Origin of the sequence: Burkholderia sp. Bp8986 (assembly GCF_003854225.1) — a bacterium.
Lineage (GTDB): Bacteria > Pseudomonadota > Gammaproteobacteria > Burkholderiales > Burkholderiaceae > Burkholderia.
In genome coordinates, this window is the sequence record NZ_QTQM01000019.1 from 57,265 (window position 1) to 72,522 (window position 15,258).

A 15,258-nucleotide genomic window follows, 5' to 3' on the forward strand; every position below is an offset into this window, starting at 1 on the left:
GTCTCCTTTGTCGACGGGAGTTGGCGCTTTAGCGCTTACTCCCGTCCCATGCTTCGCGGTCGACGGGAGTTGGCGCTTTAGCGCTTACTCCCGTCCCATGCTTCGCGGTCGACCGGAGTTGGTGCTTTAGCACTTACTCCCGCCCCATGCTTCGCGATCGGCGGGCTCCGCTGCTCCAGCACGTGTCCGGTCTCTTCGTTCCTGCTGCGCGCCATCACACCAACTCACCGGTCCATCCAGTACCGTCGCTGCGCATCGCGATAACGCTCGAACGCAAAACCGCCGTCCGCCGGCGCGACGTCGAACCGCACGGCCCCGTCGCGATCGGTGCGTGGCAGCGGAATCCCGCGCGCCTCGTAGCGCGCGAGGACCGTCGGGTGCGGATGCCCGAAGCGATTGCGATAGCCTACAGGAAATACCGCGACGCGCGGCCCGACCGAATCGAGGAAAGGCTCGACCGACGACGTGCGGCTGCCATGGTGCGGCACGACGAGGATCTGCGCGGCCAGCGCGTCGCGCGCATCGGCCACCAGGCGGCGCTCGGCGCGCGCCTCGATGTCGCCCGTCAGCAGGGCCGACGTGCCCACCGCGTCGATGCGCAGCACGCACGATTGTTCGTTCGACGGACCGGCCCCCGCCATGCGCGGCGGCCACAGCATCGTGAACACGACACCGTCCCAGCTCCACCGCTGCCCGGCCGCGCAAGGCAACCGATCGGTCACGCCGGCCGCCTGCGCGTCGCGCCACAGCCGGTGCCGCGGCGCGATGCCGGCAAGCAGCTGACGCACCTCGACCGCCGCATAGACGGCCGCCGCGCCGCCCGCGTGATCGGCGTCCGCATGACTGAGCACGAGCGTATCGACGGTCCGGATTCCGCGCGAGCGCAACGACGGCGCAACGATCCGCTGGCCGGCATGGGTCGACTCCGGCCCCGGCCCCGCATCGAACAGCAAGGTCCGGCGCGCGGTCTCGACCAGCACCGACGCGCCCTGCCCGACGTCGAGCACGGTCAGCCGGAAGCCGCCCGGCGGCGGTTTATCCGGCGCCGGCACAAGCAGCGGCAGCCACGTGATCGGCGCGGCCCAGCGCAGCGGCCAGCCGCGCGGCATCAACACCCATGCGACGCCGATGCACGCCAGCATCAACACCGGCCAGTCGGGCATGCGCAGCCAGAATACGCCGGCCGGCCAGTCGGCGAGATGCCCCAGCAGCGCCATCATCGGTTCGAGCGCCGCATGCGCGAGCCGGAACGCATAGCCGTCCAACGGCGCGGGCAACCCGATACCGGCGAGCACGACCGGCGTCACGACGGCGCTGACCCACGGGATCGCGAACGCATTGCCGAACGGGCCGGATACCGAGATCTGCGCGAACCACGCTGCCGTCAGCGGCGCGAGGCCGATCGTCACCGCGTACTGCACGCGCGTGGCCTCCGCGATTCGGCGCCCGGCACGCGCGCACCCTGCTCGCAGCCACCTCCAGCGGTCGACCGCGATGGTGCCATCCCCCGCACCGTCGCCGCTGTCGTGCCTGTCGCCCCCGTCGAATTCGCGCACCGCACGCCAGCCCGCGACCGCCATCAGGATCACCGCGACCGCGCCGAACGACAGCCAGAACCCGGCGGACAACACGGCCCACGGATCGGCGAGCAGCACGCCGCCGAGCGCCGCGCACAGCACCGTGGACGTCGGCACGCTGCGTCCGGCCAGATAGGCGGCCGCACCGGCCGCGATCATCCACCATGCGCGCTGCGCCGGCACGTTGAAGCCGGCGAGCGCTGCATAGCCGGCGGCTGCCGTCAGCGCGGCAACCGAAGCCACGTAAGGCGCGGGAATCATCAGCGCCGCCGCACGTCCTCGCCAGCGCAGACGCCGCCAGACGATCGATGCGATCCCGCCGGCGAGCGCGCCGACGAGCCCGACGTGCAGCCCGGAGATCGCGACCAGATGACTCGTGCCCGTATTGCGCAGCACGCGCCACGCGTCGTCGCCGATGCCGGATTGATCGCCGACCGCGAGCGCGGTCACGATGCCGTGATGGCGCGCGCCGCTGCCGAGCGCATCGCCGATACCGGCACGCAGCGCGTCGCGCAGCCGATCGATCGACGCGCGCCATCCCGACGCACGCGCGTCGAGCAGTTCCGCCCGCTCGGGCGCGACCACATAGCCGATCGCGCGAATGCCCGCGGCGAGCCATGCCGCCTCGCTGTCTCGCACGCCGGGATTCGCCTCGGCATGCGGACGCTTCAGGCGCACGACGAGGCGCCAGCGCTGCGCGGCGCGCAAATCGGGCGTCGCGTCGCGTGCTCCGGGCGCGCCGTACGTGCGCCACGACAACCGGATCACGGGAGGAAACCGGGCCAGCGCCGCATCGTTCGATTCGACGGCAAACAGCAGTCGCGCACCGGTGTCGTCGATCACCGGCAACCCGCGGATCACGCCCGTGACGACGATGTTGCGCCCTTCCCGCTCGACGGGCAGGCTGTCACGCAGCCGCCATTCGGCGCGCGCGGCCGCATAGCCGAATCCGATCGCACCGGCGGCGCACCCGCACAGCACCCACCGGAGCGCGACGATCGCGCGGGTTCGACGGCGCCGCGCACACCATGCGAGCAGCGCGCCGCAACCGGCCAGCACCGCCGCCCCGCCTGCCCAGCCGCCCGCGCCCGGCAACGCCGCCTGCCGCTGCAGCACGACGACGCCGAGCGCGAACGCGATCCACCACACGCGCATCGCGCCTCCTCGTCGACCTGGCGCCGCCGCTGTCGAGACGGCGCCTTCCGGCAACGATTATGCGGACGAAAGGGCGAGTCGCGGCAGCGCGGCGAGCGCGTTAGCCGTTGTGGATAGGGACAGCGCGTGCGCGTCGATCCCGCGCAGCTCGGCGAGCACGGCACCGATGCGCGGCACCTGGTCGGGCGCATTGCGGGACTTGTACGCCCATTCGGGCGCGATGTCGGGCGCGTCGGTCTCGACGACGATCGCGTCGAGCGGCAACTGCGCGGCGAGCCGGCGGATCTGCAACGCGCGTCCGAACGTCACGTTGCCGCCGAAACCGAGATGCAGCCCCTGTGCGAGATACGCGTCGGCCTGCTGGAAACTGCCGTTGAACGCATGCGCGATGCCGCGCCGCACGCCGAAGCGGCGCAGCCCGGCGAGCACGCGGTCCTGCGACTTGCGCACGTGGCACAGCACCGGCAGGTCGAATTCCCGCGCGAGCTTGAGCTGCCCTTGATAGAAGAATTGCTGCCGCGCTTCGTCGAGCCCCGGCACGAAGTAGTCGAGCCCGATCTCGCCGATCGCGACGAAGCGCGGATCGTCGAGGCTCGCCTCGATCTCCATGCGCAGCCGGTCGAGATCCTCGTCGCGTGCGTGCGGCGTATACATCGGGTGGATGCCGAGCGCATAGACCGCGCCCGGTGTGCGCTGCGCCAGTTCGCGCACGGTCGTGAAGTTGTCGCGCCCGATGCTCGGAATCACGATGCGAGACACGCCGGCCGCACGCGCCGCCTGCGTGACCGCGTCGCGGTCGGCGTCGAATTCGGCGGCATCGAGATGGCAATGCGTATCGATCCACATGGCGGCTTTCCTGCGCCCCGCCGCAACGCCGGGACTCGTCCGGCGGCACGGCGGAGGCGTTCGTTCACACCGGCAGCGCCGGCTCCTCGTGCAGCACGCCGTCGCGCAGGCGCATGATGCGGTCGCAGCGCGCGGCGAGCTCGGGATCGTGCGTGACGATCACGAAGCTCGTTTCGAGCGTCTCGGACAACTCGAGCATCAGGTTGAACACGGTATCGGCCGTCGTGCCGTCGAGGTTGCCGGTCGGCTCGTCGGCGAGCACGCAGGCCGGCTTCGTCACCAGCGCGCGCGCGATCGCGACGCGCTGCCGCTCGCCGCCCGACAGCTCGCCCGGCCGGTGCTTCGCACGCGGGCCGAGACCGACACGTTCGAGCATCGCCTGTGCCTGCGCGCGCGCGTCCTCGGTCGTCATCCGGCGGATGCGCAGCGGCATCGCGACGTTGTCGAGCGCGGTGAATTCCGGCAGCAGGTGATGGAACTGGTAGACGAAGCCGAGCGCGCGGTTGCGCAGCTCGTTGCGCTCGCGCTCGGCGAGCTGCGTAAACGGCTTGCCGAGCAGCGACACTTCGCCCGCGCTCGGTTCGTCGAGGCCGCCCAGCACGTGCAGCAGCGTGCTCTTGCCGGAGCCCGACGCGCCGACGACCGCCAGCTTCTCGCCGCGCCGCACCGTCAGCTCGGTGTTGTTGAGCACCTGCACGTTGAAGCCGCCCTGCACGAACGCCTTCGTGATCCCGCGCGCCTGAAGCACGTATTCCTGCATACCTGCCGAGTCCTGTCTGATGGGTTGTCGTGAATCCGCGAATGCGGTCGCGCGATCATTCATAGCGCAGCGCCTCCGCCGGCTTCACCTTCGCGCCGCGCCAGCTCGGATAGAGCGTCGCGACGGCCGACAGCACGAACGCGATCAGGCCGATCTTGATGACGTCGCCCGCGACGAGCTCGGACGGCAGCTCGCTGATGAAGTACACCGACGGCGGCAGGAACTGCACGCCGAACAGATGCTCGATCATCGGGATCAGCCACGGAATGCTCCACGCGATCAGGCAGCCGAGCGCGACGCCCGATGCGGTGCCGACGAAGCCGATCGTCACGCCCTGCACGACGAAGATCTTCATGATCGAGCCCGGCTGCGCGCCGAGCGTGCGCAGGATCGCGATGTCGGCCTGCTTGTTGGTCACCGTCATCACGAGCGACGACACGAGGTTGAACGCGGCCACCGCGATGATCAGCGTGAGGATGATGAACATCATCCGCTTCTCGATCTGCACGGCCGAGAACCAGGTCTTGTTCTGCTGGGTCCAGTCGCGGATGTACAGGCTGCCCGACAGCGTATGCGACAGCTCGACCGCGACCTGCGGCGCCTTCTGCATGTCGGTGAGCCGCAGCCGCACGCCGGTCGGCGCGGCCATCCGGAACAGCGCCTCCGCGTCGCGGATGTTGATCATCGCGAGCGTGCTGTCGTATTCGTAGTGGCCCGACTCGAACACGCCGACGACCGTGAACTGCTTGAGCCGCGGCATCATCCCGGCCGGCGTGATCGTGCCTTCGGGGGCGACGAGCGTGACCTTGTCGCCGACCGTCACGCCGAGGTTGCCGGCGAGCGCGTCGCCGAGCACGATGCCGAACTGGCCGGGCACGAGCGCGGCGAGCTGGCCTGCCTTCATGTCCTTGCCGATGTCCGACACCTGCGGTTCGAGCGACGGCTCGACGCCGCGCAGCATCACGCCGCTCACCGCGTCCTGGCGCGTGAGCAGCGCCTGCGCGTCGACGTACGGCGCCGCGCCCGTCACCGACGGATTGCGGCGCGCTTCCTGCGCGGTCAGTTGCCAGTCGGGCATCGAGCCGGTCGGCGAAAACACCTCGACGTGCGCGAGCACCGACAGCATGCGGTCGCGCACTTCCTTCTGGAAGCCGTTCATCACGGACAGCACGACGATCAGCGCCGCGACGCCGAGCGCGATCCCGAGCATCGACACGAGCGCGATGAAGGAAATGAAGCCGTTGCCGGTCGTGCGTTTGCCGGCGCGCGTGTAGCGCCAGCCGATCTGCCATTCGTACGGAAGTTTCAAGCGAATCCTTTGTGCTGGTTACGGCGGGGATGGCGGCCCGAGGCCGGAGCGCCGCCCGGGGCGCGGTCGAAAAAAGCGGTCGCCGGACGCAATCGGGCCCAATCGGACCGTCAGCCGGCCCGATCACGCGCGCAGTTTGCCATACAATGCGCACCATCATGCACGACCGACGCCTCCATTTTCTCGTTCCGTTCGCGCTGCCGTCGGCGGCCGATGCGGCCTCGTCCCTGCACACGCTGGACAGCCCCGCGCTCGAAAAGTTGCTCGCCCGCGCGAGCCTCGTCGAGCGCGTGGCCGGCGAGGACTTCCAGCGCACGCTGCCGCACGAGCGCTGGCTGGCCCGCCGGTTCGGCGCGACCCAGGGCAACGCCGCGGACGAGGCGCCGCTCGCGCCCTACATGCTGCTGGCGGACGGCGGCGACCCGGGCACCCAGGCCTGGGCGTGCGTCGAGCCCGTCCATGTCGAAATCGCGCACGATCACCTCGTGCTCGTCGACCCGGCGAGCCTCGCGCTCGCCGACGGCGACGCCGCCGCGTTGCTGGCGGTCGCGCGCCCGCTGATCGAGGAGCTCGGCGTGCGACTGGAAGCGCCGCATCCGGCGCGCTGGTACCTGTCCAGCGAGCAGCTCGCCCGCCTCGCCGGTGCCGCGCCGCTGCGCGCCAGCGGCCGCAACATCGAGATCTGGTTGCCGCACGAGGCGCACACCGGCGAACGCTCGCGGATGTGGATGAAGCTGCAGAACGAAGTGCAGATGGCGTGGTTCCAGCATCCGGTCAACGAAGCGCGCGAAGCGCGCGGGTTGCCCGCCGTCAATTCGATCTGGTTCCACGCGCAGGGCACGCTGAAGCCGGTCGGCAAGCCGTTCGCGCGCGTGCTGTCCGTGTCGCCCGCCGCGCTCGGCCTCGCGCGCGCGGCGCAGGCCGAGGCCGGCGCCGTGCCGGCCGCATTCGGCGCACTACCCGCCGCCGCCGGCGCGACGCTCGTCGAGCTGCCCACGCTGTCCGCCCCGTTCATCGAACAGGACTGGGCACGCTGGCACGACGCGCTCGCCGCGCTCGAGCGCGACTGGTTCGCGCCCGCCCTCGCCGCGCTGCAGAACGGCGAGCTGGCCGGCGTCGACTTCACGCTGTGCGGCGACACCAGCTCCGTGACGCTGCACGCGACGCGCGGCGACCTGCGCAAGTTCTGGCGCCGCCGCGCGCTGGCATCCCTGTTCGAATAACCCGACCTGTATGACCCGGATCGTTACCCGCCCCGTCGCGCCCGCCGACGCCGAAGCGCTCGCGCGCCACGGCCTGCATCCCGTCCTCGCGCGCCTGTATGCGTCGCGCGGCGTGCAGTCCCCGACCGACATCGAGACGGCGCTCGCGCGCCTCGTGCCGCCCACCGAACTGAAAGGCTGCGCGGACGCCGCGGCGCTGCTCGCCGACGCGATCGCCGACCAGCGGCGCCTGCTGGTCGTCGCCGACTACGACTGCGACGGCGCGACCGCCTGCGCGGTCGCGGTGCGCGGCCTGCGGATGTTCGGCGCGCAAATCGACTACCTGGTGCCGAACCGCTTCGAATACGGCTACGGGCTCACGCCAGAGATCGTCGAACTCGCGGCCGCGCGCAAGCCCGACCTACTGATCACCGTCGACAACGGGATCGCGAGCGTCGCGGGCGTCGAGGCCGCGAACGCACGCGGCATCGACGTGCTCGTGACCGACCACCACCTGCCCGGCGACGCGCTGCCCGCCGCGCGCGCGATCGTCAACCCGAACCAGCCCGGCTGCGCGTTCCCGAGCAAGCATATCGCCGGCGTCGGCGTGATGTTCTACGTGCTGCTCGCGCTGCGCGCCGAGCTGCGCCACCGCGGCGCATTCGCGAGCAAGGAGGCCGAACCGCGTCTCGACGGGCTGCTCGACCTCGTCGCGCTTGGCACCGTCGCCGACGTGGTGCGGCTCGACGGCAACAATCGCGTGCTCGTCGCACAGGGGCTGCAGCGCATCCGCAACGGCCGCATGCAGCCGGGTATCGCCGCGCTGTTCCGCGCCGCCGGCCGCGAGGCGCGCACCGCATCGGGCTTCGACCTCGGCTTCGGCCTCGGCCCGCGCCTGAACGCCGCCGGGCGGCTCTCGGACATGTCGCTCGGCATCGAGTGCCTGATCACCGACGACATCGGCCGCGCGTGGGACCTCGCGCAGCAGCTCGACGTGATGAACCGCGAGCGCCGCGAGATCGAGGCCGGCATGCAGCAGCAGGCGCTCGCCGATCTCGCCGACGTCGATCCGGCCGACGCGTGCACGATCACGCTGTTCAATCCCGAGTGGCACCAGGGCGTGATCGGCATCGTCGCCGGACGGCTCAAGGAGAAATTCCACCGCCCGTCGTTCACGTTCGCGCATGCGGACGAGGCCGGCACGCGGGTCAAGGGTTCGGGCCGCTCGATTCCCGGCTTCCACCTGCGCGATGCGCTCGACCTCGTGTCGAAGCGCGAGCCCGACCTGATCGTCGCGTTCGGCGGCCACGCGATGGCGGCCGGTCTCACGCTCGACACCGACAACGTGCCGCGCTTCGCGGCCGCGTTCGAGGCCGTCGCGCGCGAATGGCTGTCCGACGACGCGCTGGCGCGCGTGATCGAGACCGACGGCGAACTCGAGGAAGCGTATTTCACGCCGCAGTTCGTCGGGTTGCTCGACGAAGCCGTCTGGGGCCAGGGCTTTCCGGCCCCGCTTTTCTCCGGCGAATTCGACGTCGTGTCGCAGTCGCTCGTGAAGGAAAAGCACCTCAAGCTGCAACTGGCGCGCGGCCGCCAGCGCTTCAACGCGATCTGGTTCAACCACACCGAGCCGCTGCCGGCGAGCGCGCTGATCGCGTACCGCCTCGTGGCCGACACGTGGAACGGCGTGACGCGCGTCCAGCTGATCGTCGAACACGCGGCCGGCTGAGCGCCGACCGGCCGGCCACCCGGCCCGCGGCGCCCGCGGGCCATGTGCGAACCATGCGGACCACATGCGCGCCGCGCCGGACGGGGCCGCGGCGCGCGCGCAAGCACACTCCGCGTCACCGGGAAACCCTGCCGATCGGCTATAATTCCGCTTTTTTACGAAGCAAGAACAGCGAACGATCATGGAAGCGGAACGTCTCAACGCGATCGAAAGCTCCCTGCTCGACCTGCGCAACCGCGCGGGCGAGCTTCGGGGGTATCTTTGACTACGACGCCAAAGCTGCGCGTCTGACCGAAGTCAACAAGGAACTCGAGGACCCGAACGTCTGGAACGATTCGAAGAACGCCCAGGCGCTCGGCCGCGAGAAAAAGCTGCTCGAAGGCGTCGTCACGACGCTGACGGCGCTCGATAGCGACCTGCGCGATGCGCTCGACCTGTTCGAGCTCGCACGCGAGGAAGGCGACGAAGACACCCTCGTCGCATCGGAAGACGACGCGAAGAAGCTCGAAGCACGCGTCGGCGACATCGAGTTCCGCCGGATGTTCTCGAACCCGGCCGACCCGAACAACTGCTTCATCGACATCCAGGCCGGCGCCGGCGGCACCGAGGCGTGCGACTGGGCATCGATGCTGCTGCGCCAGTACCTGCGCTACTGCGAACGCAAGGGCTTCAAGGCCGAGGTGCTCGAAGAGTCCGACGGCGACGTCGCCGGCATCAAGAACGCGACGGTCAAGGTCACGGGCGAATACGCATACGGCTTCCTGCGCACCGAAACGGGCATCCATCGCCTCGTGCGCAAGTCGCCGTTCGACTCGTCGGGCGGCCGTCACACGTCGTTCTCGTCGGTGTTCGTCTATCCGGAAATCGACGATTCGATCGAAGTCGAGATCAACCCGGCCGACCTGCGCATCGACACGTACCGCGCATCGGGCGCGGGCGGCCAGCACATCAACAAGACCGACTCCGCGGTGCGGATCACGCACATGCCGACCGGTATCGTCGTGCAGTGCCAGAACGACCGCTCGCAGCACCGCAACCGCGCCGAAGCAATGGCGATGCTGAAATCGCGCCTGTACGAAGTCGAAATGCGCAAGCGCCAGGCCGAACAGGACAAGCTCGAATCGAGCAAGACCGATGTGGGCTGGGGCCACCAGATCCGTTCGTACGTGCTCGACCAGAGCCGCGTGAAGGACCTGCGCACGAACGTCGAAATGAGCAACACGAGAGCCGTCCTCGACGGCGATCTCGACGACTTCATCAGCGCGAGCCTCAAACAGGGCGTGTAAGCGCCGCGGCGCGGCCCCTCCGGTCGCGCCGCCCTTCCCGTTGCGTTGCCGCACCCACTCCGAATTCCGACCATCATGACCGAACCGACCCAAACGCAGCCCGCCGTCGCGGCGGACGAAAACCAGATCATCGCCGAGCGCCGCGAGAAGCTGCGCGCACTGCGCGAGCAAGGCGTCGCCTATCCGAACGATTTCCGGCCGACGCATCACGCCGCCGATCTCCAGGTGAAATTCGCCGACTCGGACAAGGCCGCGCTCGAAGCGAACCCGGTCGAGGTGTCGGTCGCCGGCCGCATGATGCTCAAGCGCGTGATGGGCAAGGCGAGCTTCGCGACGGTGCAGGACGGTTCGGGCCAGATCCAGTTCTTCGTGACGCCGAACGACGTCGGCGCGGAAACCTACGACGCATTCAAGAAGTGGGACCTGGGCGACATCGTCGCCGCACGCGGCGTGCTGTTCCGCACCAACAAGGGCGAGCTGTCGGTCCAGTGCAAGGAACTGCGCCTGCTGTCGAAGGCGCTGCGTCCGCTGCCGGACAAGTTCCACGGCCTCGCCGACCAGGAAATGCGCTATCGCCAGCGCTATGTCGACCTGATCGTCACGCCGGAAACGCGCGACACGTTCCGCGCGCGCACCAAGACCATCGCGTCGATCCGCAAGTTCATGGACAACGCCGACTTCATGGAAGTCGAGACGCCGATGCTGCACCCGATCCCGGGCGGCGCCGCGGCCAAGCCGTTCGTCACGCACCACAACGCGCTCGACATGCAGATGTTCCTGCGCATCGCGCCGGAGCTGTACCTGAAGCGCCTGATCGTCGGCGGTTTCGAACGCGTGTTCGAGATCAACCGCAACTTCCGGAATGAAGGCGTGTCGCCGCGCCACAACCCGGAATTCACGATGATGGAGTTCTACGCCGCGTACACCGACTACCGCTGGCTGATGGACTTCACCGAGCAGCTGATCCGCCAGGCGGCGATCGATGCGCTCGGCACCGCGACGATCCAGTACCAGGGCCGCGAGCTCGATCTCGCGAAGCCGTTCCACCGCCTGACGATCACGCAGGCAATCCAGAAGTACGCGCCGCAGTACACCGACGGCCAGCTGTCGGACGACGCGTTCCTGCGTTCCGAACTGAAGCGCCTCGGCGTCGACGTGTCGCAGCCGGCCTTCCTGAACGCCGGCATCGGCGCGCTGCAGCTCGCGCTGTTCGAGGAAACCGCCGAATCGCAGCTGTGGGAGCCGACCTACATCATCGACTACCCGGTCGAAGTGTCGCCGCTCGCACGCGCGTCGGACACGGTGCCGGGCATCACCGAGCGTTTCGAGCTGTTCATGACCGGCCGCGAGATCGCGAACGGCTTCTCGGAGCTGAACGATCCGGAAGACCAGGCCGCGCGCTTCAAGAAGCAGGTCGAGCAGAAGGATGCCGGCGACGAGGAAGCGATGTTCTTCGACGCCGACTACATCCGCGCGCTCGAACACGGGATGCCGCCGACGGGCGGTTGCGGGATCGGCATCGACCGTCTCGTGATGCTGCTGACCGACAGCCCGACGATCCGCGACGTGCTGCTGTTCCCGCACCTGCGCCGCGAAGACTGACGGCGTGCCAGCGTGTGCGCCGCGCCCTGCGGCGCGCACGCGTCAGCTTTGTAACCACGCGTAAATCCCGCCTGCCGGCGTTCACCGGTTTTCGATCCTCCCCCGTTTTATTCCCTCGTCGCGACGGCCTTCTCCGGGTTTTCCCTGTAGCAAACGCCGATCCCGCGCTGCAATTCGTTACACCTTGATACGGTGCGCCGCTCGCTCGTGGACGACACTCCTGTTGCGTCACCACGCATGACCACGGGACCAGAACGAGGCGCCGGAACGCCAAGTCTGCTCGCTCCCGAGCGTGGGATCCGGCCAGCGCCAACGTGCGAAACCGGGTCGACACCGGAGAAGAAAATGGACAACCAGAATCAAACCACGCCGCAAAAGCAACGCCTGCACCCGCTCATCGCGACCGCCGCAGGCGCCGTCATCGTCGCCAGCCTCGCCGCCACTGCCGCGATCACGGGCATCTTCCCGAAGGCCAGCAGCAACAACGCGCAGAACGGCCAGACCCAGGCCGCGCTGATCGCGTCGCAGCCGGCCGTCGATACGGCCGCGGCAGCCAGCGCCGCGCTCGCCGCGCAAGCGCAGCAGCAGGCAGCCGAACAGGCCGCGCAGAAGGCTGCGGCCGAGAAAGCCGCTGCTGAGAAGGCGGCTGCGGCACAAGCCGAGCCGCGGCCCGCGCCGCGTCCGGCAGCCACGCACCACCGCCATACGCCGGCACCGCAACCGCCGCAATACGCGCAACAGCCGTCCGCACCCGCGCAGCCGGCCTATTGCCAGACCTGCGGCACGGTCGTAGCGATCACGCAGACGCGCACGCCGGGCCAGAGCTCGGGGATCGGCGCGGTCGGCGGCGCAGCGGCCGGCGGCCTGCTCGGCAACCAGTTCGGTCACGGCAACGGCCGCACCGCGATGACGATCATCGGCGCGCTCGGCGGCGGTCTCGCCGGCAACCAGGTCGAGAAGCAGGTGCGCGCGGAAACCGACTACCAGGTGCAGGTCCAGATGGAAAGCGGCGCGACGCGCACGTTCACGTACCACAACCCGCCGCCGTTCGGCCAGGGCCAGCGCGTGCGGATCGAGAACGGCACGCTGGTCGGCTCGTAATGCATGACGAATCGCCGCGCGGCTCTTGCGCCGAGCGGAAATGAAAAAGGCTCGTGACGCGTCGCGAGCCTTTTCCTTTTGCGGGAGCGTTGCCGGCGCCACGCGGTGCGGGCGTCGGCGCGAACCTCAGTCTTCGTCGTCGAAGTCCGATTCGTCGATCCAGTGAGCCTGGATCGCTTCGAGGATCTTCTCGCCCGAGTGCGCCGGGTCGTCGGTGAAGCCGTCCAGCTCGATGACCCATTGGCGCAGGTCGACGAAATTGATCCGCTGCGGATCGACGTCCGGATGCTTGTCTGCCAGCGCGATGGCAATTTCGCGCGAATCGGTCCATTTCATGGCCTGCTCTCCCGTATACGTGGCGAGTCCGCCCCGCCGATTCGTCAGTGATTATCCTTCGCGTGGTTGATCGAGTACTTCGGGATCTCGACCACCAGGTCCGAATCTTCCTTCACGATCGCCTGGCACGACAGGCGTGATGTCGGCTCGAGGCCCCATGCCTTGTCGAGCAGGTCGTCTTCGTCCTCCTCGGACGGCTCGAGATCGTTGAAGCCCTCGCGGATCACCACGTGGCAGGTCGTGCACGCGCACGACTTCTCGCACGCATGCTCGATCTCGATCCCGTGGTCGAGCAGGTTGTCGCAAATACTCTTGCCGGGCGTCGCGTCGATCACTGCGCCGTCCGGGCACAGTTCGACGTGAGGCAGCACCACCAGTTGAGGCATGTCCGTTCCGTCAGTCAGGGTGCGGCGGCTGGCGCCGCACGGTTCAATATCGCGCGGGCCGTCGCCGGCCCGCGTGCAGTTCGTTCGTTCAGATCTCGTCGAGGCGGCGGCCCGACAGTGCGCGCTTGATGCTCTTGTCCATCCGGCGCGCCGCGAATTCGTCGGTGCCGTCGGCCAGCGTCTTGGTCGCGGTCTCGATCGCGTCCGTGTCGTCGCCCTGCGCGATCATGCGCAGCGCCGCGACGAGCGCGTCGACCTGCGTGCGTTCGGCGTCGTCGAGCAATTCGCCGTCGGCCGCCAGCGCCGCCTGCGTCGCCTCGATCATCCGCTCGGCCTCGACCTGCGCTTCGCGCAGCGCGCGTGCCCGCATGTCGATCTCGGCGGTCTTGAAGCTGTCCTCGAGCATCTTCGCGATGTCGTCGTCGGCGAGGCCGTACGACGGCTTCACGACGACCGACGCCTCGACGCCCGAATGCTGCTCGCGCGCGAACACCGACAGCAGCCCGTCCGCATCGACCTGGTAGGTCACGCGGATGCGCGCCGCACCGGCCGTCATCGGCGGGATGCCGCGCAGCTCGAAGCGCGCGAGCGAGCGGCAGTCGGCGACGAGCTCGCGCTCGCCCTGCACGACGTGGATCGCCATCGCGGTCTGGCCGTCCTTGAAGGTCGTGAATTCCTGCGCACGCGCGATCGGAATAGTCGAATTGCGCGGAATGATCTTCTCGACGAGACCACCCATCGTCTCGACGCCGAGCGACAGCGGGATCACGTCGAGCAGCAGCCAGTCGTCGCCGCTGCCGCGATTGCCGGCGAGCAGGTCGGCCTGGATCGCCGCACCGAGCGCGACGACCTGGTCCGGATCGAGGTTGACGAGCGGCGGCTGACCGAAATACTTCGCGACCGCCTCGCGGATCACCGGCATGCGCGTCGCGCCGCCGACCAGCACGACGCCCTTGATGTCGGCCGGGCTCACCTGCGCATCGCGCAGGGCCTTGCGGGTCGGCGTCAGCGTACGCTGCACGAGCGGCTCGACGAGCGCGGCGAACGTGTCGTGCGAGATCGTCTGCACGAGGTGTGCACCGGTCGACAGCGTCACGTCGAGCGACGCCTGCGGCGCGGACGACAGCGCTTCCTTCAGCACGCGCACGCGATCGAGCAGCAGGCGCACGTCCTCGGGCGCGAGCGCCTTCGCGTCGATGCCGGACTGCGCAAGTACGTGACCGAACAGCGCGTGGTCGAAATCGTCGCCGCCGAGTGCGGAATCGCCGCCCGCGGCCAGCACTTCGAATACGCCCTTCGTCAGCTTCAGGATCGACAGGTCGAACGTGCCGCCGCCGAGGTCGTACACCGCGTAGAGGCCTTCGGCCGCGTTGTCGAGACCATAGGCGATCGCGGCCGCAGTCGGTTCGTTCAACAGGCGCAGCACGTTGAGGCCCGCGAGGCGCGCGGCGTCCTTCGTCGCCTGGCGCTGCGCGTCGTCGAAGTACGCGGGCACCGTGATCACCGCGCCGACCAGGTCGTCGCCGAGCGTGTCTTCCGCACGGTAACGCAGCGTCGCGAGAATCTCGGCCGACACTTCGACCGGGCTCTTCACGCCGTCGATCGTGCGGATCTGCACCATGCCGGGTGCATCGACGAATTCGTACGGCGCGTTCGCCGCGCCTTCGACCTCGGCCTTGCCGCGGCCCATGAAGCGCTTGACCGACACGATCGTGTTGCGCGGATCGGTCGCGGCCTGCTCCTTCGCTTCGTGACCGATGCGGCGGCCGCCCTTCTCCAGATAACGGACCACCGACGGCAGCAGCGCGCGGCCCGCTTCGTCCGGCAGCACTTCGGGCACGCTGTTGCGCACGGCCGCGACGAGCGAGTTCGTCGTGCCGAGATCGATCCCGACAGCGAGTCGCCGCTGGTGCGGCGCCGGCGCCATGCCCGGTTCGGAAATTTGCAGTAAAGCCATCTTGGTTCGTTC

General features: G+C 69.1%; 12 protein-coding genes. 5 read left to right on the plus strand and 7 right to left on the minus strand.

Annotated elements, in window-relative coordinates; translation table 11 throughout:
- Positions 1-224 precede the first annotated feature (224 nt).
- The 4 genes from DID99_RS18600 to DID99_RS18615 all read right to left on the minus strand — a co-directional run bounded on the left by DID99_RS18600 (position 225) and on the right by DID99_RS18615 (position 5,647).
- On the minus strand, positions 225-2,732 hold the full coding sequence (locus DID99_RS18600; RefSeq protein WP_124667270.1) for a DNA internalization-related competence protein ComEC/Rec2: 2,508 nt from the start codon (positions 2,730-2,732) through the stop codon (positions 225-227).
- 57 nt (positions 2,733-2,789) lie between these two features.
- The gene (locus DID99_RS18605) at positions 2,790-3,578 is read right to left on the minus strand and encodes a TatD family hydrolase (protein ID WP_044848181.1); all 789 of its coding nucleotides are present in this window, start codon (positions 3,576-3,578) and stop codon (positions 2,790-2,792) included.
- 64 nt (positions 3,579-3,642) lie between these two features.
- On the minus strand, positions 3,643-4,401 hold the full coding sequence (gene lolD, locus DID99_RS18610; protein ID WP_081051465.1) for a lipoprotein-releasing ABC transporter ATP-binding protein LolD: 759 nt from the start codon (positions 4,399-4,401) through the stop codon (positions 3,643-3,645).
- Positions 4,394-5,647, minus strand: coding sequence for a lipoprotein-releasing ABC transporter permease subunit (locus DID99_RS18615; protein WP_044848183.1), 1,254 nt, complete (start codon positions 5,645-5,647; stop codon positions 4,394-4,396). Before DID99_RS18615 ends, lolD begins: the two co-directional genes overlap by 8 nt.
- 146 nt (positions 5,648-5,793) lie before the next feature.
- Between DID99_RS18615 and DID99_RS18620 the strand changes: the two genes are divergently transcribed.
- The 5 genes from DID99_RS18620 to DID99_RS18640 all read left to right on the plus strand — a co-directional run bounded on the left by DID99_RS18620 (position 5,794) and on the right by DID99_RS18640 (position 12,567).
- Positions 5,794-6,870 (plus strand): regulator, encoded by a 1,077-nt coding sequence (locus DID99_RS18620; RefSeq protein ID WP_185733789.1) that lies wholly within the window; start codon positions 5,794-5,796, stop codon positions 6,868-6,870.
- A 10-nt stretch (positions 6,871-6,880) separates the two neighbouring features.
- Complete coding sequence (gene recJ, locus DID99_RS18625) at positions 6,881-8,578, plus strand: single-stranded-DNA-specific exonuclease RecJ (protein WP_124667272.1); 1,698 nt, start codon at positions 6,881-6,883, stop codon at positions 8,576-8,578.
- Between the two features lie 181 nt (positions 8,579-8,759).
- Positions 8,760-9,864, plus strand: a protein-coding gene (gene prfB, locus DID99_RS18630; protein WP_124488306.1) for a peptide chain release factor 2 whose coding sequence is annotated in 2 segments (ribosomal slippage) — positions 8,760-8,840 and positions 8,842-9,864 — 1,104 coding nt in all. Because the reading frame shifts where the segments join, the coding sequence is not laid out codon by codon here.
- 75 nt (positions 9,865-9,939) lie between these two features.
- Positions 9,940-11,466 carry a lysine--tRNA ligase gene (lysS, locus tag DID99_RS18635; RefSeq protein WP_124488307.1) on the plus strand — a complete coding sequence of 509 codons (1,527 nt, stop codon included), beginning with the start codon at positions 9,940-9,942 and terminating at the stop codon, positions 11,464-11,466.
- Between the two features lie 345 nt (positions 11,467-11,811).
- Positions 11,812-12,567, plus strand: coding sequence for a glycine zipper 2TM domain-containing protein (locus DID99_RS18640; RefSeq protein ID WP_124522148.1), 756 nt, complete (start codon positions 11,812-11,814; stop codon positions 12,565-12,567).
- 126 nt (positions 12,568-12,693) lie between these two features.
- Here the strand turns inward: DID99_RS18640 and iscX are convergent, their stop codons facing one another.
- From iscX to hscA, 3 genes are all read right to left on the minus strand, one after another.
- Positions 12,694-12,903: a Fe-S cluster assembly protein IscX gene (gene iscX / locus DID99_RS18645; RefSeq protein WP_040144569.1), complete on the minus strand. Its 210-nt coding sequence runs from the start codon at positions 12,901-12,903 to the stop codon at positions 12,694-12,696.
- A gap of 44 nt (positions 12,904-12,947) precedes the next feature.
- Complete coding sequence (gene fdx, locus DID99_RS18650; RefSeq protein WP_124667273.1) at positions 12,948-13,289, minus strand: ISC system 2Fe-2S type ferredoxin; 342 nt, start codon at positions 13,287-13,289, stop codon at positions 12,948-12,950.
- Between the two features lie 88 nt (positions 13,290-13,377).
- Positions 13,378-15,246, minus strand: coding sequence for a Fe-S protein assembly chaperone HscA (gene hscA / locus DID99_RS18655; protein WP_124667274.1), 1,869 nt, complete (start codon positions 15,244-15,246; stop codon positions 13,378-13,380).
- Between the last annotated feature and the right edge of the window lie 12 nt (positions 15,247-15,258).

What these genes read in the sequence shown, in the direction of transcription:
- DID99_RS18600 (WP_124667270.1), bottom strand. Translation starts at nt 2,732, where the DNA reads ATGCGCGTGTGGTGGATCGCGTTCGCGCTCGGCGTCGTCGTGCTGCAG.
- DID99_RS18605 (WP_044848181.1), bottom strand. Translation starts at nt 3,578, where the DNA reads ATGTGGATCGATACGCATTGCCATCTCGATGCCGCCGAATTCGACGCC.
- lolD (WP_081051465.1), bottom strand. Translation starts at nt 4,401, where the DNA reads ATGAATGATCGCGCGACCGCATTCGCGGATTCACGACAACCCATCAGA.
- DID99_RS18620 (WP_185733789.1), top strand. Translation starts at nt 5,794, where the DNA reads ATGCGCACCATCATGCACGACCGACGCCTCCATTTTCTCGTTCCGTTC.
- recJ (WP_124667272.1), top strand. Translation starts at nt 6,881, where the DNA reads ATGACCCGGATCGTTACCCGCCCCGTCGCGCCCGCCGACGCCGAAGCG.
- lysS (WP_124488307.1), top strand. Translation starts at nt 9,940, where the DNA reads ATGACCGAACCGACCCAAACGCAGCCCGCCGTCGCGGCGGACGAAAAC.
- DID99_RS18640 (WP_124522148.1), top strand. Translation starts at nt 11,812, where the DNA reads ATGGACAACCAGAATCAAACCACGCCGCAAAAGCAACGCCTGCACCCG.
- iscX (WP_040144569.1), bottom strand. Translation starts at nt 12,903, where the DNA reads ATGAAATGGACCGATTCGCGCGAAATTGCCATCGCGCTGGCAGACAAG.
- fdx (WP_124667273.1), bottom strand. Translation starts at nt 13,289, where the DNA reads ATGCCTCAACTGGTGGTGCTGCCTCACGTCGAACTGTGCCCGGACGGC.
- hscA (WP_124667274.1), bottom strand. Translation starts at nt 15,246, where the DNA reads ATGGCTTTACTGCAAATTTCCGAACCGGGCATGGCGCCGGCGCCGCAC.